The 19,144-nt window shown below is 70.4% G+C and carries 21 protein-coding genes; 11 read left to right on the forward strand and 10 right to left on the reverse strand.

All coding sequences use genetic code 11. The features are described 5' to 3' along the window. The first annotated feature begins 58 nt into the window (after positions 1–58). Together MST3598_RS02055 and MST3598_RS02060 are read left to right on the forward strand one after the other, a co-directional pair. Positions 59–1,222: an SLC13 family permease gene (locus MST3598_RS02055; RefSeq protein ID WP_029260068.1), complete on the forward strand. Its 1,164-nt coding sequence runs from the start codon at positions 59–61 to the stop codon at positions 1,220–1,222. A gap of 117 nt (positions 1,223–1,339) precedes the next feature. Next, on the forward strand, positions 1,340–1,789 hold the full coding sequence (locus MST3598_RS02060; RefSeq protein ID WP_029260067.1) for a hypothetical protein: 450 nt from the start codon (positions 1,340–1,342) through the stop codon (positions 1,787–1,789). Between the two features lie 53 nt (positions 1,790–1,842). Here MST3598_RS02060 and MST3598_RS02065 read toward each other — a convergent pair whose 3' ends face one another. Genes MST3598_RS02065 through MST3598_RS02075 form a run of 3 tightly spaced genes read right to left on the reverse strand, consistent with a single transcriptional unit; the run spans position 1,843 to position 4,012 of the window. Then, positions 1,843–2,439, reverse strand: coding sequence for a GNAT family N-acetyltransferase (locus tag MST3598_RS02065; RefSeq protein WP_029260066.1), 597 nt, complete (start codon positions 2,437–2,439; stop codon positions 1,843–1,845). Between the two features lie 32 nt (positions 2,440–2,471). After that, positions 2,472–3,080 (reverse strand): FMN-binding negative transcriptional regulator, encoded by a 609-nt coding sequence (locus tag MST3598_RS02070; RefSeq protein ID WP_029260065.1) that lies wholly within the window; start codon positions 3,078–3,080, stop codon positions 2,472–2,474. Further along, positions 3,080–4,012: a DMT family transporter gene (locus MST3598_RS02075; protein ID WP_029260064.1), complete on the reverse strand. Its 933-nt coding sequence runs from the start codon at positions 4,010–4,012 to the stop codon at positions 3,080–3,082. Before MST3598_RS02075 ends, MST3598_RS02070 begins: the two co-directional genes overlap by 1 nt. Here MST3598_RS02075 and MST3598_RS02080 point away from each other — a divergent pair. Further along, entirely contained in the window at positions 4,011–5,417 is a 1,407-nt protein-coding gene (locus tag MST3598_RS02080; protein ID WP_029260063.1) for an aminotransferase-like domain-containing protein, read from the forward strand. The genes MST3598_RS02075 and MST3598_RS02080 overlap by 2 nt on opposite strands. Before the next feature lie 83 nt (positions 5,418–5,500). On the opposite strand, the gene MST3598_RS02085 is transcribed toward MST3598_RS02080, so the two are convergent. After that, complete coding sequence (locus MST3598_RS02085; protein ID WP_029260062.1) at positions 5,501–7,621, reverse strand: APC family permease; 2,121 nt, start codon at positions 7,619–7,621, stop codon at positions 5,501–5,503. Positions 7,622–7,704: 83 nt separating this feature from the next. Here MST3598_RS02085 and MST3598_RS02090 point away from each other — a divergent pair, with 83 nt between their 5' ends. Then, positions 7,705–8,811 (forward strand): VanZ family protein, encoded by a 1,107-nt coding sequence (locus MST3598_RS02090; RefSeq protein WP_096359381.1) that lies wholly within the window; start codon positions 7,705–7,707, stop codon positions 8,809–8,811. Between the two features lie 30 nt (positions 8,812–8,841). Here the strand turns inward: MST3598_RS02090 and MST3598_RS02095 are convergent, their stop codons facing one another. Further along, a complete protein-coding gene (locus MST3598_RS02095) occupies positions 8,842–9,204 on the reverse strand; it encodes a nuclear transport factor 2 family protein (protein WP_029260060.1) in 363 nt (120 codons plus the stop codon). A 106-nt stretch (positions 9,205–9,310) separates the two neighbouring features. Between MST3598_RS02095 and MST3598_RS02100 the strand changes: the two genes are divergently transcribed. The 5 genes from MST3598_RS02100 to MST3598_RS02120 all read left to right on the forward strand — a co-directional run bounded on the left by MST3598_RS02100 (position 9,311) and on the right by MST3598_RS02120 (position 13,154). Further along, positions 9,311–10,066, forward strand: coding sequence for a GTP pyrophosphokinase (locus MST3598_RS02100; protein ID WP_029260059.1), 756 nt, complete (start codon positions 9,311–9,313; stop codon positions 10,064–10,066). A gap of 106 nt (positions 10,067–10,172) precedes the next feature. Next, positions 10,173–10,460 carry a hypothetical protein gene (locus MST3598_RS02105; protein WP_136023941.1) on the forward strand — a complete coding sequence of 96 codons (288 nt, stop codon included), beginning with the start codon at positions 10,173–10,175 and terminating at the stop codon, positions 10,458–10,460. A gap of 110 nt (positions 10,461–10,570) precedes the next feature. Next, positions 10,571–12,193 (forward strand): molybdopterin-dependent oxidoreductase, encoded by a 1,623-nt coding sequence (locus MST3598_RS02110; protein ID WP_029260057.1) that lies wholly within the window; start codon positions 10,571–10,573, stop codon positions 12,191–12,193. 41 nt (positions 12,194–12,234) lie between these two features. Further along, positions 12,235–12,723: a MogA/MoaB family molybdenum cofactor biosynthesis protein gene (locus MST3598_RS02115; protein WP_029260056.1), complete on the forward strand. Its 489-nt coding sequence runs from the start codon at positions 12,235–12,237 to the stop codon at positions 12,721–12,723. Beyond that, on the forward strand, positions 12,720–13,154 hold the full coding sequence (locus MST3598_RS02120; RefSeq protein ID WP_029260055.1) for a molybdenum cofactor biosynthesis protein MoaE: 435 nt from the start codon (positions 12,720–12,722) through the stop codon (positions 13,152–13,154). Before MST3598_RS02115 ends, MST3598_RS02120 begins: the two co-directional genes overlap by 4 nt. Before the next feature lie 117 nt (positions 13,155–13,271). Here the strand turns inward: MST3598_RS02120 and MST3598_RS02125 are convergent, their stop codons facing one another. Genes MST3598_RS02125 through MST3598_RS02140 form a run of 4 tightly spaced genes read right to left on the reverse strand, consistent with a single transcriptional unit; the run spans position 13,272 to position 16,022 of the window. Continuing rightward, positions 13,272–13,505: a MoaD/ThiS family protein gene (locus MST3598_RS02125; RefSeq protein ID WP_029260054.1), complete on the reverse strand. Its 234-nt coding sequence runs from the start codon at positions 13,503–13,505 to the stop codon at positions 13,272–13,274. After that, entirely contained in the window at positions 13,502–13,996 is a 495-nt protein-coding gene (moaC, locus tag MST3598_RS02130) for a cyclic pyranopterin monophosphate synthase MoaC (RefSeq protein WP_029260053.1), read from the reverse strand. The genes MST3598_RS02125 and moaC overlap by 4 nt, the downstream gene beginning before the upstream one ends. Next, entirely contained in the window at positions 13,993–15,228 is a 1,236-nt protein-coding gene (locus MST3598_RS02135) for a molybdopterin molybdotransferase MoeA (RefSeq protein WP_029260052.1), read from the reverse strand. The genes moaC and MST3598_RS02135 overlap by 4 nt, the downstream gene beginning before the upstream one ends. After that, on the reverse strand, positions 15,225–16,022 hold the full coding sequence (locus MST3598_RS02140) for a HesA/MoeB/ThiF family protein (RefSeq protein WP_029260051.1): 798 nt from the start codon (positions 16,020–16,022) through the stop codon (positions 15,225–15,227). The genes MST3598_RS02135 and MST3598_RS02140 overlap by 4 nt, the downstream gene beginning before the upstream one ends. 219 nt (positions 16,023–16,241) lie before the next feature. On the opposite strand from MST3598_RS02140, the gene MST3598_RS02145 reads away from it, so the two are divergent. After that, entirely contained in the window at positions 16,242–17,267 is a 1,026-nt protein-coding gene (locus MST3598_RS02145; RefSeq protein ID WP_029260050.1) for a tellurite resistance/C4-dicarboxylate transporter family protein, read from the forward strand. Here the strand turns inward: MST3598_RS02145 and MST3598_RS02150 are convergent. Next, entirely contained in the window at positions 17,221–18,594 is a 1,374-nt protein-coding gene (locus MST3598_RS02150) for a D-alanyl-D-alanine carboxypeptidase family protein (protein ID WP_029260049.1), read from the reverse strand. The genes MST3598_RS02145 and MST3598_RS02150 overlap by 47 nt on opposite strands. A 156-nt stretch (positions 18,595–18,750) precedes the next feature. On the opposite strand from MST3598_RS02150, the gene MST3598_RS02155 reads away from it, so the two are divergent. Next, on the forward strand, positions 18,751–19,143 hold the full coding sequence (locus MST3598_RS02155; protein ID WP_021199267.1) for a TOBE domain-containing protein: 393 nt from the start codon (positions 18,751–18,753) through the stop codon (positions 19,141–19,143). Position 19,144: the final 1 nt, after the last annotated feature.

Below are 19,144 nucleotides of genomic sequence, written 5' to 3' on the forward strand. Positions count from 1 at the left end.
CAAGTGCGACCGGAACGGCCCGCGTCGGCCATATGCTCACGAGGTGGGAATCGGAAGGATGCGGATCGGGGCCGGGACGTGGGTCGTCGCCGGGCTGGTCGTGGTCGCCCTCGTGTGCATCGTCACCGGGTTCCTGCCGCGCTCCGACGCCGGGGCATTGGGCGAGCGGATCGCGCCCGTGCTGGGGTTCGTCGTCGCGATCACGATCGTCGCCGAGCTCGCCCGCGACGCCGCGGTCTTCGACGTCGTCTCGCAACGACTCGCCCGCTGGGGACGCGGTCGGGTGCTCGTGCTGTGGGCGCTGGTGGTCGCGCTCGCCGTGGTGAGCACGGTGTTCCTGTCGCTCGACACGACCGCCGTGATCGTCACCCCGGTCGTCGTCGTCCTCGCGCAGAGCATCGGCGTCTCACCCCTTCCCTTCGCCCTGGCGACCGTGTGGCTCGCCAACACGGCATCCCTCGCGCTCCCGGTCTCGAACCTCACCAACCTGCTCGCCGCCCCCGCCATCGGCGACGGCCCCGCGGCGTTCTTCGCGCTCAGCTGGGCACCGACGCTCGTCGGCATCCTCGTGCCCGTCGCGATCCTGACGATCCTGCATCGGCGCACGGTCTTCGGTGCGTACGAGACCCCGGTGGCACGGCGGCCCGCCGACCCGACGCTGTTCTGGAGCGCGACCGGCATCCTGCTCGTGCTGATGCCTCTGCTCGCCCTGACCCACGATGTCTGGATCCCAGCCACGGTCGCCGCGCTCGCGCTGATCGGCCTGTTCGCGGTCCGGCGGCGCCGGGCGCTGCGGCTCTCGCTCGTCCCGTGGCAGGCGCTCGCGCTCGCCGCGTCGCTGTTCGTGCTGGTCGAGGCGGCGCACGCGCAGGGCCTGCTCGACTTCCTGACCTCGCCGACCGCGAACGGCGACGCTCCCGGCGACCTGTTCCGGCTGGCTGCGCTGGGGGCCGGGAGCGCCAATGCGATCAACAACCTCCCGGCGTACCTGGTGCTCGAACCGGCCGCCGGCGACCCGGTGGCACTCATGGCGCTGCTGATCGGCGTGAACATCGGTCCGCTCATCACGCCGTGGGCGTCGCTCGCGACCCTGCTGTGGCACCACCGGATCGTCGCGCTCGGTGTCACGATCCGATGGAGCCGTTTCATGCTGTGGGGTGTGGTGGCTGCGGTGCCGACCGTGCTCGCCGCCGTGCTCGTGCTCTGGCTCGTCTCGGGCTAGTGCTCCGTTCCGGTCGCACCTCCTGCCGTCCCCGAGGCGCGGAGGCGGCACGAAATGCGACCGGAAGGGGGAGCGGGCCGGAAGAGGAAGTGCGCCGGGCCTGACAGGATGTCGGTCATGAGCGTTCTCTACGACTACTTCTCCGCGCCGAACGACGAGCGGGCCGTCACCGTCCTCCAGGTGGAGGGCGGACCGACCGCGGAGGAGTCGGGCTTCGATGCCGGAACGCTCGGCGGCATCGACCCGGTCGTGCAGCTCGGCACGCTCGAGGCGCTGCTGACGGGCGTGCCGTACGACGAGGTGACCGACGACCCGCGTGCCGGCCACAACCTCGCGATGAGCGACGACTACGACCGGATCGTCATCACCGTGACGGATGCGCTGGCCGCCGCTCTCGCCGCAGCCGACGACGTCCGTCTGGCAGAGGTCGCGGAGCCGTGGTCGCAGACCGAAGAGCTCGAAGGGGCCGATCCGGCCCAGCTGGCCGCGTTCGCGCGCGACCTCGCCGCGCTCGCTCGTCGCGCCGCGGCGTCCGACCACCGCCTCTACTGCTGGACCAGCATCTAGGACGCTCGTCCGCGCAGGACGCACCCCAGCGGTGAGCCGTCACGGGGCCTCGATCAGCGTGCGGTCGGCCACTCCTCGGCGAGAAGGCCGTAGTTCATGCCGTCGAGCCATTCGCCCGAGCGATGCAATGCCGTCTTCCGGCTGAACTCCTCTCGGCGCATCCCGAGCCGCTCCATGAGGCGCCAGGACGGCTCGTTGTCGGCGAAGCACCCCGCATGCACCCGGCGCAGGCCCAATGCGCCGAAGCACACGTCGATCACCGCGCGGATCGCCTCTGTCGCGTAGCCGTGCCCGGTGTGCGCGGGGTCGAGAACCCAGCCGAGCTCGGCCTCGACGCCCTTCGCCCGGGCGTCGACCTCGAGCTGCGCCCACCCGTCGCCGCGCCGCACCATGATGTCGCCGATCGGGGTCGGGGCGGTGCTTTCGGCGTCGGGCAGCAGCTCCACGATGTACAGGGAGGCGAGCCGCTCGGGGTCGAGATACCGCTCACGGAACGCGTCTCGCGTGTCGGGAGCGGCACCGAGCCACCGGTTCACCTCGGGGAGCCGACGCCACTCCCACATCGCATCGACGTCGGCGGGCGTGCACGGGCGCACCTGCAGCCGGGCCGTCCGCGCGGGCCACGGCTCGGGGGTTCGCGTGTCGGTCATCGCTCCACCCTAGGCGCGTCCGGCGACGTCGATCACGGGGTCTCCCCGCCGACCCGTCGCATCTCCTCCGCGAGCGCGCTGTTCGTCTCGGCGAACCGTGCGGTGATGTTCTCGCGCACCTCGGGCGACTTGTTCTGGCTGAGTTTGGCTCGCGCATCGAAGCGGGTCACGCGCATCCGCAGTCCGACCGTGCCCTTGGCGGCGCGGCGGGTGCCCTCCTCGTCCTCCGACAGGTGCCGGCCGTGCTGCTGATGATCCTCGAAGTGGTCGGTCAGCCGCGAGAGCATGGCGTAGTTCTCCTCTTCGCTCAGGATCTCGGGGATGCCGTACAGGTGCGCGGTCACGTGGTTCCACGTCGGGACCAGATCGCCCGGTGCGTACAGTGTCGGTGACACGTAGTCATGCGGTCCCTGGATGATCACGAGCACTTCATGCCGACCGAGTTCGTGGAGCTGCTCGTCCGGGCGCCCGAAGTGGCTCGCGATCACGATGCCGTCGTCGTCCTCCATCAGCAGCGCGGGATAGTGCGAGGCGACCAGGCCGCCGCTCGCCGGGGAGACGAACGTCGCCCAGGGGTTCCCGCGGATGAGGCGCTTGACCTCGTCGGGATCGGTCATCAGGTAGCGGGGCGTGTGGCGCATCAGGATTCCTCTCTTCGGCGGTCGGTCAGACGGGTGCGCACCGCGAGGGCGGCGCAGGCGATCACGGCGAGACCCCCGACGGCGGTGGCCCAGCCGATGGGCTCGTGCAGCAGGAGCGCCGCCCAGGAGATGGTCATCACGGGCTGGACGAGCTGGATCTGACTGACCTGCGCCATCGGACCGATCGCGAGCCCGCGGTACCAGGCGAAGAAGCCGAGGAACATGCTCACCGCCGCGAGGTAGGCGAAGGCGAGCCATTGCACGGGCGTCGCGGCCGGAGGCTGCTCGAGTGCCGACACCACGGTCAGCACGGCCATCAGGGGAGCGACGACGATCAGTGCCCAGGAGACCGTCTGCCAGGATCCGAGTTCGCGGGCGAGCAGACCGCCCTCCGCGTAGCCGATCGCGGCGGCGAGCACGGCCCCGAACAGCAGCAGGTCGGCGCCGGTGAGGGAGCCGAGTCCGCCGTTCTGCAGCGCGGCGAACACGACGGCGGCCACCGCGCCGAGTATCGCGAAGACCCAGAAGGATCGGGCGGGCCGTTCCCGGGTGCGGAGCACGACGGCCACCGCGGTGGCGGCGGGCAGCAGGCCGATCACGACCGCGCCGTGGCTGGCCGGGGCCGTGGTCAGCGCGAACGAGGTCAGCAGCGGGAAACCGGCGACGACCCCGCCGGCGACGATCGCGAGGCGGCCCCACTGCGTCATCGTCGGGGGGCGCTGGCGGGTCGCGGCCAGGGCGATTCCCGCGAGGAGGGCGGCGACGACCGCGCGCCCGGAGCCGATGAACAGCGGTGAGAGCCCGCCGATCGCGATGCGTGTGAACGGGAGGGTGAAGGAGAAGGCGAAGACGCCGAGAAGCCCCCACCAGAGGCCCGCACGAGTCGATAGCACTGTCGATCGCTGAGCGATAACGCTACTGTCTAAATTCATGAGCAAGGATAGCAGTGACCGGATCGTCGCCGGAGTGCGTGCGTGGATCGCATCCGCTTCTCCGGGCGCGCGAGTCCCCTCGAATCGTGCGCTCATGGCGCAGTACGGCGCGAGTCCGATCACCGTGCAGAAGGCGATGCAGCAGCTCGTGCGACTCGGTCTGGTCGAGTCCAGGCCCGGCGCGGGTACGTTCGTGCGGGCCGTGCCCGCCGCCCGTTCGGTCGACTACGGCTGGCAGACGGCCGCCCTCGGCACGGCGCCCGCGGGACTCATCGGCCTGTCATCGACGCAGCGCACCGTCGCCCCCGACGCGATCGGACTGCACTCGGGCTACCCCGCGGTCGACCTGCTGCCGCAGCGGCTCGTGCGACAGGCCCTGGTGCGTGCCGCTCGGTCGGACGCGGCGCTGACCCGTTCGCCCGCCGCAGGCCTTCCCGATCTGCAGGCGTGGTTCGCGGCGGAACTCGCATCCTCCGCCCCCGCGGGGGTCACCCCCGCATCGGCGCGCGATGCCCTGATCATCTCGGGCAGCCAGAGCGGGCTGAGCTCGATCTTCCGTGCCGTGGTGGGTGTCGGCCAGCCGCTGCTGATCGAGTCGCCGACGTACTGGGGCGCGATGCTCGCGGCCGCGCAGGCCGGCGTCGTGCTGGTGCCGATCCCCTCCGGGCCGCACGGCCCCGATCCGGATGACGTCGAGCGGGCGTTCGCGCAGACCGGAGCCCGCGCGTTCTACGCGCAGCCGACCTTCGCCAACCCGACCGGCGCGCAGTGGCCGGTCGCGACGGGGGAGGCCGTGCTCGAGACCGTCCGTCGGCACGGGGCCTTCCTGATCGAGGACGACTGGGCGCACGACCTGGGGATCGACGCCGACCCGCGCCCGGTCGCCGCGTCCGATGACGACGGACACGTCGTGTACCTGCGCTCGCTCACGAAGAGCGCCTCGCCCGCCCTCCGCGTCGCGGCCGTGATCGCGCGCGGACCCGCGCGGGAGCGCATCCTCGCGGATCGCGCGGCCGAGTCGATGTACGTGAGCGGGGTGCTGCAGACCGCGGCCCTCGACGTGGTCACCCAGCCCGCGTGGCGCACGCACCTGCGCGGCTTCCGCGAGCACTTGCGCGCGCGCCGCGACCTGCTGGTCTCGAGCCTCGCCGCGCACGCCCCCTCCGCGCACGTCGAGAGCGTTCCGGTGGGCGGCCTGAACCTGTGGGTGCGGCTGCCGGAGGGGACGGATGTCGCGCGGGTGGTCCGTGAGTGCGAGGTGCGCGGTCTGATCATCGCCCCGGGCTCCGAGTGGTTCCCGGCGGAGCCTTCCGGCTCCTACGTGCGCCTCAACTACGCGAACGCCGACACCGCCCGCTTCGCGGAGGCCGCCGGCATCCTGGGCGCCGTGCTGGACGGGTCCTGAGGGGTCGCTCAGCCCGCTCCGGTCGCAGTTCCTGTCGCCCGCGAGCCGAGGAGGCGGCAGCAACTGCGACCGGAAGGCGGATCTCAGGCTTCGGGGGCGCCGTCCTGCGGCGGGCCGGCGGGGCGGTGGGCGCGACGGCCGGCCACCACGACCGGACGACCGGCACGTTCCTGACCGGGCAGCGGACGGGAGCGGCGGCCGTAGATGAGCTCCGACGAGTCGAGCAGCCACGGCACGAGCGTGATCGACACCCCGTGCACGAGCATGAGCTGGTTGGCGAGACGGCGCGCGCGGCGGTTGTGCAGGAACGACTCCCACCAGTGGCCGACGATGTACTGCGGCAGGTACACCGTCACGACCGACGAGCCGTGTTTCTCGCGGTACTGCTTGATGAACTGGGTCACCGGCTGCGCGAACGAGCGATACGGCGACTCGACGATCACGAGCGGGATCGGCACCAGGTGGTCGGCCCAGTCCTTCTGCAGCTGGGCCGCATCGTCGGAGGCCACGGCCACGTGCACCGCCAGCGTCTTGCCGTGCTTGGCCGCGATCGCGTAGTCGATGGCCTTCACGACGGGCTTCTGCAGTCGGTTGACGAGCACGATGGCGAGGTCGCCGGTCGCGCCGAACTTCGTGGTGTCGTCGATCGCGATCTCATGCTCGACGTCGCGGTAGTACCGCTTCACCCCCAGCATCAGGAAGGCGAGGATCGGGATCGCGAAGAAGACCAGGTATGCGCCGTGCGTGAACTTGGTGATCGTCACGATGACCAGCACGAGCACGGTCATCGCGGCGCCCGTGGAGTTGATGATGAGTCCGACCTTCGCCGAGCGGCGGTCGGATGCCGAGGCGCCGTCGATCCCGGAGTCCTTCGTGCCCTCGACCGGTCCGCGCAGCACGCGTCGCCAGTGCCGCACCATGCCGATCTGTCCGAGCGAGAACGAGACGAACACGCCGATGATGTACAGCTGGATCAGCGTGGTCAGCTTCGCCTGGAAGATCACGAGCACCGCGATCGCCGCGATGCCGAGCAGGATCATGCCGTTCGAGAACACCAGGCGGTCACCGCGGGTGTTGAGCGACTTCGGCGCGTAGCCGTCGCGGGCGAGCACAGCGCCCAGCAGCGGGAAGCCGTTGAAGGCGGTGTTCGCGGCGAGCAGCAGCACGCACGCGGTCGCGGCCTGCACGATGAAGAACGCGATGCTGCCGCCGCCGAAGGTCGCTGCGGCGATCTGCGCCATCAGGCTGGGCTGCGGATTCGTGCAGTCGAAGCCGACGAGGTCGCACGGGTTCTCGGCATAGTGCACCCCGGTGATCAGGGCGAGGGCGGTGAGGCCGGCGAACAGGCAGATGGCGATCGACCCCATCAGCACGAGTGTCGACTGGGCGTTGCGCACCTTCGGGGCGCGGAAGGCGGGAACGCCGTTCGACACGGCCTCGACACCGGTGAGGGCAGAGCATCCGCTCGAGAACGCGCGCAGGATCAGCAGGATCACGGCCGCCTGGCCGAGGCTTTCGGCCTGCACCGAGAACTCGGCGCTCGAGGCGACAGGGGCGTCGCCCAGGAAGGTGCGGATCAGGCCGGTCACGATCATGATGCCGACCGAGCCGATGAACACGTACGTCGGGATCGCGAAGACCAGGGAGGCCTCGCGCACCCCGCGGAGGTTCACGACGATGATGAGGATCACGAAGCCGACGGCGAGCTCGACGCGGAACGGGTCGAGCCCCGGCACGGCCGAGATGATGTTGTCGACACCGGAGGCGACCGACACGGCCACGGTCAGCACGTAGTCGACCAGGAGCGCCGCGGCCACGATCACACCGGGGATCTCGCCGAGGTTCTTCGACGCGACCTCGTAGTCCCCACCGCCCGAGGGATAGGCCTTGATGAGCTGGCGGTAGCTGAGCACGACCACGATCAGCAGCACCACGACCGCGATCGCGACGAGCGGCGTGAACGACAGGAAGGTGAGCCCGCCGATCAGCAGGATCATCACCAGCTCCTGCGGGGCGTAGGCCACCGAGCTGAGCGCGTCGGACGCGAAGATGGGAAGAGCCATCCGCTTCGGGAGCAGCTGGTCGTCGACCTGCTGGCTCGTCAGCGGTTCTCCGATGAGGATGCGCTTGGCGAGCGGCGGTGAGTCCGCGCCCTCCCTGTTTTCGTCTGACACGTCCGGCGACACTACGCCTCCTGATGGCATCCTCACGCGATCCTCACGGAATCCCTACGGTGGGATGCGCGGTCCTCACGGAATCCTTACGCGCAAAGCTACACTGGCACGCGGTGGAAAATCAGGTGCTGCTCGGATTCATCGCGATCGCGATGGGGGCGGCTTTCGGCATCCTCCTGTTCGTGCCCTTCGTGGCGGTCAGCTATCGCCGACGCGGGCGACTCGGCCTCGGACGCACGCTGCTCTGGCTGTCGGCCCTGATCTATTTCTGGGCGGTCTGGACCTACACCCTGCTGCCGCTGCCCGACCCCGACACGATCCGCTGCGTCGGAGCGATCATCGATCCGATGTCGGTCGTGCGCGATGTGCAGAAGGCTTTCGCGGCCCCGGGCAATCCGCTGCGTCAGCCGGCTCTGCTGCAGCTGGTCTTCAACGTGCTGCTGTTCGTGCCGCTCGGCTTCTTCGTCCGAGTGCTCGCCGGTCGTGGGGTGCTCACGGCGCTCGCCGCCGGCTTCGGCCTGTCGCTGCTGGTCGAGACGACGCAGCTGACCGGCGTGTGGGGCGTGTACCCGTGCGCGTATCGCTTCTTCGACGTGGGCGACCTCATGACGAACACCCTCGGCGCGGTCATCGGCTGCATCGCGGCGATCCTCGTCCCGCGATCGCTGCGCGGCGTGAAGGTGAGCCCGGACGCTGATCGTCCCCGTCCGGTCAGCCGCGGCCGCCGCCTGCTCGCGATGCTGTGCGACTTCCTCGCCTACGGGTTCCTGAGCGTGGCGGCCGGGGTGACCGTGCAGGTGTGGCTGGAGTTCGTCGTGGACGACCGCGCCGCGGTGCTCGACGGCGCCCTCGCATCCGCCGCCGCCACCGTCGTCCCCTCAGCACTGTTCCTGGTGCTGATCCTGGTCGGCGGGCGCTCGGTGGGCGACATCGCGGTGCAGCTCCGATACGCGGGATCGCGCCTGCCCTCACCGTTCGCGCGGCTCCTGCGCTGGGCGGGCGGCATCGGCGGGATCAGCGCGCTGCAGCTGCCCGGCGGGTTCTTCGGCCTCGCGGCGGCAGTGCTGTTCCTCGCCGCGATCGTGCTGCCGTTCACGACACGTGACGGTCGCGGACTTCCCGGCGTCGTCTCCGGACAGCACCTCGTCGACGCGCGGGCGGGTGCCGCAGGCGCTGCGCCGAGCGCGCCCGCATCCGCTTCCCCTCCGCGCGACGCATGACCGACTGAGGGTCCGATGCACGCCGCGGGCTCAGCTCTCCGTGTGGGGACGCGGCATGTACCACTCGGTGAACTCCGTCGCCCGCCCGTCGGGAGCGAGCCGGATGATCCAGAGGTTGAGGTAGTCGCGTTCGGCCGGGTATTCCGTGCGCCCCTGGACGACCACGAAGCCGCCGACCTCGTGCAGGACCTCCCACTCGAACGTCCAGGAGCCCGGTTCATCGCCGTCGTCGATCCACCCGGAAACGATCGCCTCGCGCCCTACGCGCGGCTCCGAATCGGGGCTCGTGAGATATCGGGCGTCGTGCGTGAAGAGCGCTCCGATCCGCTCGGGATCGTTCGATCTCCATGCCTCGATGTAGGCCCCGGTCCAGTCCTCGCCTGCGGTCGTCATGTGCTCCGTTCTAGGCCGCGGGGAGGCCGCGTCAACCCGTTCGCGAATCGTGAGGACATCGGGGATCCACAGCGGTTTCCGATCACGAACCCGTAACGTCGATGGCATGACGACTGTTCACGTCACCGAGGACACGATCAACCAGGCCCGCGAGCTGCGCGATGAGCTGCAGCGGTTCCTGCGCGAGTACGAGTTCGGGATGCGCGAGGTCGAGACGAAGATCTCGATCCTGCGCGACGAGTTCACGCACGACCACGCGTACAACCCGATCGAGCACGTGAAGAGCCGACTGAAGTCGCCGGACAGCATCGTCGAGAAGATCGCCCGCAAGGGCATCGACGAACCCGACTTCGACCGCATCCGCGCGGAGATCACCGACATCGCCGGTGTGCGCGTGACCTGCAGCTTCGTCGCCGACGTCTACCGCCTGTTCGATCTGCTCACCGCGCAGGACGACGTCACGGTGCGCACGGTGAAGGACTACATCGCGCAGCCGAAAGCCAACGGCTACAAGAGCCTGCACGCGATCATCGAGGTGCCCGTCTTCCTGTCGACCGGTGCGCTCTCGGTACCGGTCGAGGTGCAGTTCCGCACGATAGCGATGGACTTCTGGGCCAGCCTGGAGCACAAGATCTACTACAAGTTCTCGAACCAGGTGCCCTCGCATCTCGTCGACAGCCTGTCGGATGCCGCGGATGCCGCCGCCGAGCTCGACAGTCGCATGGAGCGCCTGCACCGGGAGGCGCACGGCGTGCCGCAGCGTCAGCTCGCCCCGCCGCCCCCTCCTGCCCCGCCGTCGATCCCGGACGCCCCGCCGGCGATCCCGGACGCCCCGACCGGCCCGCGCGTCGTCGGGGTCTGACCGAAGACGCGCCGAGCACCCGTCCACAACTCCGGAGAAGCTGCGGACGGGCGGCTCCCTGCGTGGCGGTGTTGCGACGGAGCCGCGGTGCTGGGAGCATCGGCGGGTGGTGAGAACGCAGGAAGCCGTGTCCGTGGACGCCGAGCACGACGTCGACGAGTTCGCGCGCGTCGACGACCTCGCCGGGCTCGATCGCGACCGGCAGCGGTGCGAGTGCGATCACGGCGACGACGACGGCTACCAGCCGTGCGGACGCAAGGCCAAGTGGCGCGTGACGGTCGACTGCGTCTGCGGCGAAGGCCACCCACGCCGGGTCGAGATCCTGTGCTCCCGATGCATGCGGACATTGCGGAAGTTCCAAGGACGTGAGGCCGTCACCGTGCGCCGCCTCTGACCGTCGAGCCCGTCTGCCGCGGGATCGTCCCATCCGATCGTGGTTCCGCTCCGAACAACGGGGGATCACACCGGCGACGGTGTCGACGTGATGTCGGACAGGAGACGACCATGGTGCAGCGCCGCAGTGGCAAGAGGTTCCTCGTCTGGGCCGCCCTCGCGGGCGTGATCGGCGGGGGCGTCTTCCTCGCCACGGCCGAGCTGTTCGCACTGCTCTTCGCGCGCGCAGCCAGTCCGATCCTCGCCGTGGGCGGGTTCGTGATCGACATCGTGCCGCAGCCCTTCAAGGAGTTCGCGATCGCCACGTTCGGCGAATACGACAAGATCGCCCTGCTCGCCGGCCTCGGACTGGCTGTGGTCATCGCCTCGGCGATCGCCGGCATCCTGCAGTTCGTACGGCCGCCGCTCGGCGTGATCGCTCTCGTGATCGCGGGCGCACTCTCGACCGCGGCGATCGTGACCCGGGCCGCCGTCGCTCCGCTCGCCTTCCTGCCCCCGGTCCTGGGAACCGTCGTGGGGTCGTTGGTCCTCGTGCTCCTGTGCCGTCGCCTGCGCGGATGGAGGGATTCCGTCGTCGGCGTCGAGAGCGAACGGAAGAGCGACACGTCGACCGCTGGAGACGAGATCGTCCGTGCCGACGACGAGGGCGAGTCCGTCCGCCCCGGAATCGACCGCCGCCGCTTCTTCGTCCTCGCCGCGCTCGCCGGGGTATCCGCACTGGTCGTGGGCATCACCGCCCGCACCGTGAGCATGGCGGTGTCGTCGGTCGAAGCGATCCGTGGTGCGCTCAAGCTGCCCTCCCCGAAGACCACGGTGACCGTGCCGCAGGGCGCCGAGCTCGACATCCCCGGGCTCAGCAAGCTGTTCACCCCGAACAAGGACTTCTATCGCGTCGACACCGCACTCACGGTGCCCTCGATCGATCCGGACACCTGGCGTCTGGTGATCGACGGGATGGTCGACCAGCGTGTGGAGATGAGCTTCCAGGACATCCTCGACATGGGCCTCGATGAGTACGCGATCACGCTCACGTGCGTCTCCAACGAGGTCGGCGGTGAGCTCGTCGGCAACGCGAAGTGGCTGGGGGTGCCGTTGCGCGACGTGCTCAAGAAGGCGGGAGTGAAGTCCGGTGCCGACATGGTGCTCTCACGGAGCGTCGACGGCTACACCGCGAGCACGCCGCTCTCGGCGTTGACGGACGACGACCTCGACGCGATCCTCGCCGTCGGGATGAACGGTGAACCCCTGCCCCTGGAACACGGATTCCCGGTGCGGATGGTCGTGCCCGGCCTCTACGGATACGTGTCGGCGACCAAGTGGCTCACCGAGCTCAAGGTCACCACCTTCGCCCAGGACGAGGCGTACTGGACTCCCCGGGGCTACAGCGCGGAGGCCCCGATCAAGTTCGCCTCGCGCGTCGACACCCCCAAGATCGGCGAGGCGGTCGACGCCGGGAAGATCCCGATCGCCGGAGTCGCCTGGGCGCAGTCGGTCGGTATCGAGCGCGTGGAGGTCAGCATCGACGACGGGGACTGGATGCCGGCGACGCTGTCGACCCCGATCAACGACGACACCTGGGTGCAGTGGTTCATGGAGTGGGATGCCACGCCCGGCACGCACTACGTCGCCGTGCGTGCGATCAACAAGAACGGCGATCTGCAGATCCAGGAGCGTGCGCCGATCGCACCGAACGGTTCGTCGGGCTGGCAGCGTTCACTCATCCGGGTCAACTGAGAGCCGTGCGCGGTCGGCGGCTCGGGCCTAGTGTGGGAGCCATGGGCCCGCTCCCCGCACTCGTGATCACCGTCTCGGACCGATCATTCTCCGGAGAGCGCGAGGATCGCGGAGGTCCGATCGCCGTGGGCCTGCTCCGCGATGCCGGATGGCACTGTCCCGACGCCGAGATCGTCGCCGACGGCGCGGGTTCGGTGGCGGACGCTCTGCGCCGGGCCGTCGCCCGCGGCATCCGGCTGGTGGTGACGACCGGGGGAACCGGTGTCGGTCCTCGTGACCTGACGCCCGAGGGGACGCGGCGCGTGATCACCCGAGAGATCCCCGGGATCGCCGAGGAGCTGCGTCGCAGCGGGCTCGCCGACACCCCGCTGTCCGTGCTGTCACGCGGGCTCGCCGGCATCGTCGATCCTGACGGCACGCTCGTCGTGAACCTTCCCGGTTCGCCGCGGGCCGTCGCCTCCGGCGTCCCCGTGGTGCTCGGCGTCGCCGGGCACATCCTGGATCAGGTGAAGGGCGGAGACCACTCATGAACGACGTGCGCATCGCAGCGGTATCGGAGGAGCGACTCGATCTCGACGCGCACCTCGCCGCGGTCGAAGACCCTCGACTGGGGGCCGTGACGACCTTCGTCGGGCGGGTGCGCGACAACGACCCCGACGCCGAGACACCCGTGGTCGGGCTGGAGTACAGCGCTCACCCCGATGCGGAGGCGACGCTGCGGCGGATCGCCGAGCAGGCCGGTGCCGGCGCGGAAGCCCCCGCCGTGGTGGCCGTGAGCCATCGCATCGGACGCCTCGACGTGGGCGATGCGGCCGTGGTGATCGCGGTCGCCTCCGAACACCGTGCCGAGGCTTTCGAGGTGTGCCGGGCGGTCATCGAGGCGATCAAGAGCGACCTCCCCGTCTGGAAGCGTCAGCTCGAGGTCGACGGGACGTCGTCGTGGAAGGGCATCGGCGGCTGAGCCGCGGGGCCAGCCGTCGTACCTGACGCGCCAGCTGCATGAGCTCTTGCCGCGTGCAGGAGGAAACGCCGGTCATCGGTCCTGCATGCGGCCAGCGTTCCTGCAGGCGGCGTGTGGTCATCCACCCGCGAAGGGCGGGAGCACGTCGATGAGGTCCGCGTCGTCGAGGACGAGGTCGCCGTCGGTGCGCACCCCGTCGACGAGCACCGCGCAGCGCGGCAGGATGTCGACGAGGGCCGGATGCTCGGCGACGACCGCCGCGCGCAGGGCGACGAGTGACCGCTCCCCGCGCTCCTCGACGTCGGTTCCCGCAGCCTCCGCAGCAGCGGCGAAGTAGCGCACCCGCGTCATCGGGGGTCTCCGGGGTCTGCTTCGCCCGGACGGACCCAGTCGCCGGAACGGCCGCCCGACTTCGCCACGATCCGCACGTCTTCGATCACGACGGCGCGGTCGACGCCCTTGATCATGTCGACGATCGCGAGGGCGGTGACCGACACGGACGTCAGCGCCTCCATCTCGACACCGGTGCGGTCGGCGGTGCCCACCGTCGCCTCGATGCGCACGCCGTCGTCGACGATCTCGAGGTCGACGCTCGCCCGATGCACGCCGATCACGTGTGCCAGCGGCAGCAGCGCGGGGGTGGACTTGGCCGCCTGGATGCCCGCGATGCGTGCTACGGCGAGCACGTCGCCCTTCGGCACGGTGCCATCGCGGAGGGCGGTGATCACGTCGGGGCTGCAGCGGACGAAGCCTCGGGCCGTCGCGGAGCGCACGGTCGGCTGCTTCGCGGTCACGTCGACCATGTGCGCGCGGCCCGCCGCGTCCAGGTGAGGAAAGCTCATCCGACCAGCATGACATCGATGACGTCGCCCACGGCCACGGTCTCGACCTCGGCCGGCACGATCGCGAACGCGTGCGCACGGGCGAGTCCGCCCGCGAGGTGCGATCCCGATCCGCCGGCGGTGGCCGGGCGGACGGTGCGGGCCGCGAGGTCGACGACGGCGGGAAGGTACTGGCGTCGGCCCGGCGGCGGCGTCCATGATGCGTCGGCGGTGAACGCGGCGCGCGGTCGGTGGATCGCGGAGCGCCCCTGCATCGCGAGCAGGGCGGGGCGCACGAACACCTCGAACGACACCGCCACGCTCACGGGGTTGCCCGGCAGTCCGAATACCAGAGACCCGTTCTCGAGCACCCCGAAGGCCTGCGGTTTGCCCGGTTGCATGGCCACCGCGGCGAATTCGACTTGTCCGCCGCCGTCGAAGGCCCCACGCACCGGCTCGTAGGCGCCCGCGCTCACGCCGCCGGTGAACACGATCACATCGGCTCCGCGCGCGACGGCCTCGGCGGTCACGGCTCGGACGGCGTCGGCCTCGTCGGGAACCCGCGCGACCAGCACCACCTCGGCGTCGGCTGCGGCGACCAGCTGTTCGAGCAGGGGACCGTTCGAGTCGGGGATGCGTCCGCGGGCGGGGGCTTCGCCCGGCGCGAGCAGTTCGCTGCCCGTCGACACCACGGCCACGCGCGGAGCCCGCGTCACCGAGACCTCGACGATGCCGGCCGCGACTGCGGCGGCGAGCTGGAAGGGTCCGAGGCGCTCGCCGGCGTGAACGACTTCGTCGCCGGCGCGCAGGTCGGCTCCGCGTCGGCGCACGAACACTCCGGGCTTGGCCGGTGCGTGCAGCACCGTCACCTCGCCGAGGGAGTCGGCGAGACCGCCGGCCGTGTCCTCGAAGGGCACGATCACGTCGGCATCGGTGGGGGTGGGCGAGCCGGTCATGATGCGTGCCGCTTCGCCGACGCCGAGAGCAGGGTCGAGGGCGACTCCGGCGGGCAGGTCGGCGACCACGCGCAGGGTGACCGGATTCTCCTCGGACGCGTCGGCGACATCCGCACGTCGTACCGCGAAGCCGTCCATGGCGGAGTTGTCGAACAGGGGGATGTCGTGGGCGGCGGCTGCGGCAGCGGTGAGCGTGCGCCCCGCGGCAGCCGCCACCGGCCGTGTCTCGTGCTCGATGACGTGGACGGCATCGAGCACGCGCGCGAGCTGTTCCTCGACCGTGCGGCGGCCGGTCATGCGCGGGCCCCCGCGGTGGCCTCCGGGGTCGTGGCGGTTGCCGGGCGGATCACGATCTCGTGCTGCCGGGACGTGAGCGCATCGACCATCGCGAGTCGTCCGAGCAGCGGCTCGCCTGCGCCCGTCACGAGTTTGATCACCTCGCCGGCGAGCATCCCGCCGACCTGCACGCACAGGGCGCCGAGCACACCGACCTGGGCGCAGCTGGGGGGTTCGCCCTCGGTGCCGACCGGGAAGAGGTCGGCGAGCACGACCGGCTCTCCCGCGGGCGGGTCCGACCAGAAGACCGTGGCCTGCGCGTGCCACTCCTGCACAGCTCCCCACACGAGGGGAAGTCCGAGCGCTTCGCAGGCGGCGGCCACCTCACGACGGGTCGCGAACGTGTCGCTCGTGTCGACCACCACGTGGGCGCCCGTGAGCAGGCGCTCGGCATTGGACGCATCCAGGCGCTCGGGGACCGGGGTCACGACGGTGTGCGGGGCGAGGGCGGTGATGGCGCGTGCGGCCGATGCGGTCTTGCGCGTCCCGATGTCCTCCACCCGGTGCGCGAGCTGACGCTGCAGATTGGTGAGCTCCACCACGTCGTCGTCGATCACCGTGAGCGATCCGACCCCGGCGGCGGCCAGGGCGAGGAGCACAGGGGATCCGAGTCCGCCAGCGCCGACGATCGTGACGTGAGCGGCGTTGAGGCGGCGCTGTCCCTCCTCGCCGATGCCGGCGAGCACCGCGTGCCGCGCCGTACGGACGAGTTCTTCCGGCTCCAGCACGGGAGCGGGGGCGACGAGAGGCTGCATGGACTCAGCGTATGCCCGTCGGATCGCGACGTCGCGGCTCGCCTGATCGTGCCGCGGCGGATGTTCTGACATCCTCGACTGCAGGGGCACGCGGTACCGCGGCCGACATCGGTGACGATCTTCGAGAGGTGTCGGATGGTGGACTGCGGCGAGAAGACGGGCGCGGAGCAGGGGACCCTCGCCCGCATGCCGCAGGAGTACCGGCGGTCGATCTGAGTGATGTCCGTGCGCACGATGATCGAACGGCTTCCGCCCGCGGGATTCTCCTTCGTGATGGCGACCGGCATCGTCGGCACCTCTTTCGTCGCGATCGGACTGTCCCCGATCGGGGCCGTGGCGTTCGTGCTCGCCGTCGGCGGGTATGCGCTCCTGCTGATCGCCACCGTCGCGCGCGTGCTCCTGGCGCCGGCCGCCGTGCTCCGTGACGCCGGTGACCCGGGCCGCGCATTCGGGTTCTTCACGATCGTGGCGGCGACCGGGGTCACCGCCACCTTGGGTGCGTCGCTCGGGGCCGAGGGGATCCTCCCCGTCGCCCTCGCCCTGGAAGCGCTGCTCTGGGCGCTTCTGACGTACGGGATGCTGCCGTGGCTCGTCACGCACGCTTCCCGGCGGCCCCTGCTCCGCACGGTCGACGGCGGGTGGTTCCTCCTCGTCGTCGCCACCCAGTCGCTGTCGGTCCTGACGAGCGCGACCGCCGGAGGGCACCCCCTGCTGGGCCTTGCGGCGTTCGCGCTCTGGTGCCTGGGGATCGTTCTGTATCTGCTTCTCATGGCGGCGGTGACGGTGCGGCTGCTCGGCCAGGAGATCGCTGCGATCGACGTCGCGCCGACCGCATGGGTGCTGACGGGATCGACCGCGATCTCCACACTGGCCGCCGCGCGTCTGCTGACGGCAGACTCCGCCGTCCTCCCCGGCACGGAGGGAGCGGTCACCGTCGTGGCGATGGCGCTCTGGTCGTTCGGAACGTTCCTCATCCCGTTCCTCGTGGGGCTCGGCATCCGGGATCTCCGCACGCGTCCGGGCGCGCGTCGGTTCACCGTGGGGTGGTGGAGCATCGTCTTCCCGATCGGCATGTACGCCACCGCGACCATCGCCCTCGGCAGGGCCGCAGGCGTCGGGGAGCTGGTCGCCGTCGGCACGCTCGCGGTGTGGTGCGGTGCTGTCGCCTGGGTGCTGGTCAGCATCCTGGCGATCGGTCTCAGCGTCGAGCGTCTGCGATCGAACCGAGCTGCGACGGGTGGGTGAGGCGCCACCACTCGGACGGCTGCTCAATGCTCCCCTTGATCTCGACCGGAGCGGTGACCGTGTTCGGGCCGGCGGTCCAGGTGACGGTGCCCACGGTGGAGCCGTCCCGATAGGTCGGCGGCGTCTCGATGTCCATCGTCACGGTGATCGGCGTGTCCGACCACGTGAAGATCGACGCCGCCTCGCCGATGACCAGGCGGGCGGAGGAGCCCCACGGCGTCGAGATCGTCCCGACCTCCTGGTCGGGGGTGGCGACGGGCACCTCGTGGAAGCCGGAGCGGACGCCGTCCAGGGCGGCGAGCACACCGGCATTCACCGAATCGCGTGACGACCCTCCGAGGATCACGCCGGTCACGGCCAGCGGATCGGTGGTGCCCACGACGAGGGTGGCCGTGTACAGCAGGCTGTAGGTGCCTTCGCCGAGGGTGCCGGTCTTCAGTCCCGTGATCCCGCTGGTGCCGAGAAGGCCGTTGGTGTTGTAGAGCAGGCCCGCTCCGGGGAGCGTGATCGACGGGGTGGCGACGATCTGGGCGATCACCGGGTTCGCGGCGGCGAGCTTTCCGATGGCCACGAGATCGACAGGCGTGCTCGTGTTGCGCGGGCTGATGCCGGTGGGTTCGGTGATGGTCGTGCCGGTCAGTCCTTGGGCGGCGAGCCAATCCCGCGTCGCGCCCAGGAACGCGCTCTGCGACCCGAAGACGTGCGACGACAGCGCCTCGGCATAGTTGCTCGCCGAGGGGATCAGCATGGCCGCCAGGGCATCGCGCAGCGACATCGACGTGCCGGTGGGCATCGGCGCGATCGTGGCGCCCTGCACGTAGTACCGGTCGTAGAGGTCGTGGTCGGCCTTGCCGAACGTGATGGTGGGGCCGGGGTCATCGACGGAGGCGAGCGGCGACGCGTCGAGGATGACGAGTGCGGTGATGAGCTTGGTGATGCTCGCGATGGGCAGGGGTTCGCCGGTCCCGCTCGACGACCAGATGCCACTCGCCCCCTCGCCCAGATAGGCGTCCGCGCCGGCGATGCTGATCGCTGACGCACCCGCCGGTGGCGTGGTGATCGCCGCCGCATCGACGGCCGGGACCTGCGGCGTCTGCGTGGTCACCGCCGGCGGATCCACGGGCGCGGTGAGCGCCCACCCGATGTAGCCACCGGCGGCAGCCAGCAGCAGGAAGATGCAGGCCCCGGTGATGATGAGCCCCCGCCGCCTGCGCTTTCGGCGCACCTCCGGATCGATCCGATCACGGGGGGAGAGGAACTCCTGCTCGTGGGACATCAGTTCAGCGAACTCGGAGAGGTCGTCCGCCGGTGGATTCGGTGCCGTCATGGTGACACTCATCTTGGCCGACCCCTGCCGCACGCGCTATCGGCCATTCGGGGGACACAGGAACGGTCCGTCGACGTGCGGAGCGGAAGGGGTATGGATCATTGCAGACTCGGAGATTTTCGAGGAAAATCTCCGCTTCTGCGGTAGATTCTCTCCATGCAGACGTATCGGATCGCTCGCGCAGCGCAGCTGCTCGGCGTGAGCGACGACACCGTCCGGCGTTGGATCGAACAGGGGCTGCTTCCGGTCACCGATGCCGTGCCCGCCGAGATCCCCGGCGATGCCGTCGCGGAACGGGCCGTCGCGCTCGCGGAGGAGGCGAAGAGTGCCGGAGATGTGCTCTCCAGCGCGCGCAACCGCTTCGTGGGAATCGTCACCCGGGTGCAGATCGACGGGCTGATGGCGCAGGTCGACATCCAATCCGGTCCTCATCGCGTGGTCTCGCTGATGTCTGCCGAGGCCGCGCGCGAACTGCACCTCGGGGTCGGCGCGCTCGCCACCGCCTCCGTCAAGGCGACCCAGGTCGTGGTCGAAGTACCGAAAGGCTGAC

It is taken from the genome of Microbacterium sp. TPU 3598 (assembly GCF_002356155.1).
GTDB classification, from domain to species: Bacteria; Actinomycetota; Actinomycetes; order Actinomycetales; family Microbacteriaceae; genus Microbacterium; species Microbacterium maritypicum_A.

Excerpts from the sequence above, each read along its gene's own strand:
- MST3598_RS02140 (WP_029260051.1), bottom strand. The coding sequence starts at position 16,022 with ATGCAGCCTCTCGTCGCCCCCGCTCCCGTGCTGGAGCCGGAAGAACTC.
- MST3598_RS02155 (WP_021199267.1), top strand. The coding sequence starts at position 18,751 with ATGCAGACGTATCGGATCGCTCGCGCAGCGCAGCTGCTCGGCGTGAGC.
- moaC (WP_029260053.1), bottom strand. The coding sequence starts at position 13,996 with ATGAGCTTTCCTCACCTGGACGCGGCGGGCCGCGCGCACATGGTCGAC.
- MST3598_RS02080 (WP_029260063.1), top strand. The coding sequence starts at position 4,011 with ATGAGCAAGGATAGCAGTGACCGGATCGTCGCCGGAGTGCGTGCGTGG.
- MST3598_RS02110 (WP_029260057.1), top strand. The coding sequence starts at position 10,571 with ATGGTGCAGCGCCGCAGTGGCAAGAGGTTCCTCGTCTGGGCCGCCCTC.
- MST3598_RS02075 (WP_029260064.1), bottom strand. The coding sequence starts at position 4,012 with ATGAATTTAGACAGTAGCGTTATCGCTCAGCGATCGACAGTGCTATCG.
- MST3598_RS02095 (WP_029260060.1), bottom strand. The coding sequence starts at position 9,204 with ATGACGACCGCAGGCGAGGACTGGACCGGGGCCTACATCGAGGCATGG.
- MST3598_RS02120 (WP_029260055.1), top strand. The coding sequence starts at position 12,720 with ATGAACGACGTGCGCATCGCAGCGGTATCGGAGGAGCGACTCGATCTC.
- MST3598_RS02055 (WP_029260068.1), top strand. The coding sequence starts at position 59 with ATGCGGATCGGGGCCGGGACGTGGGTCGTCGCCGGGCTGGTCGTGGTC.
- MST3598_RS02125 (WP_029260054.1), bottom strand. The coding sequence starts at position 13,505 with ATGACGCGGGTGCGCTACTTCGCCGCTGCTGCGGAGGCTGCGGGAACC.
- MST3598_RS02100 (WP_029260059.1), top strand. The coding sequence starts at position 9,311 with ATGACGACTGTTCACGTCACCGAGGACACGATCAACCAGGCCCGCGAG.
- MST3598_RS02070 (WP_029260065.1), bottom strand. The coding sequence starts at position 3,080 with ATGCGCCACACGCCCCGCTACCTGATGACCGATCCCGACGAGGTCAAG.
- MST3598_RS02145 (WP_029260050.1), top strand. The coding sequence starts at position 16,242 with ATGTCCGTGCGCACGATGATCGAACGGCTTCCGCCCGCGGGATTCTCC.
- MST3598_RS02150 (WP_029260049.1), bottom strand. The coding sequence starts at position 18,594 with ATGACGGCACCGAATCCACCGGCGGACGACCTCTCCGAGTTCGCTGAA.
- MST3598_RS02115 (WP_029260056.1), top strand. The coding sequence starts at position 12,235 with ATGGGCCCGCTCCCCGCACTCGTGATCACCGTCTCGGACCGATCATTC.
- MST3598_RS02060 (WP_029260067.1), top strand. The coding sequence starts at position 1,340 with ATGAGCGTTCTCTACGACTACTTCTCCGCGCCGAACGACGAGCGGGCC.
- MST3598_RS02085 (WP_029260062.1), bottom strand. The coding sequence starts at position 7,621 with ATGCCATCAGGAGGCGTAGTGTCGCCGGACGTGTCAGACGAAAACAGG.
- MST3598_RS02135 (WP_029260052.1), bottom strand. The coding sequence starts at position 15,228 with ATGACCGGCCGCCGCACGGTCGAGGAACAGCTCGCGCGCGTGCTCGAT.
- MST3598_RS02065 (WP_029260066.1), bottom strand. The coding sequence starts at position 2,439 with ATGACCGACACGCGAACCCCCGAGCCGTGGCCCGCGCGGACGGCCCGG.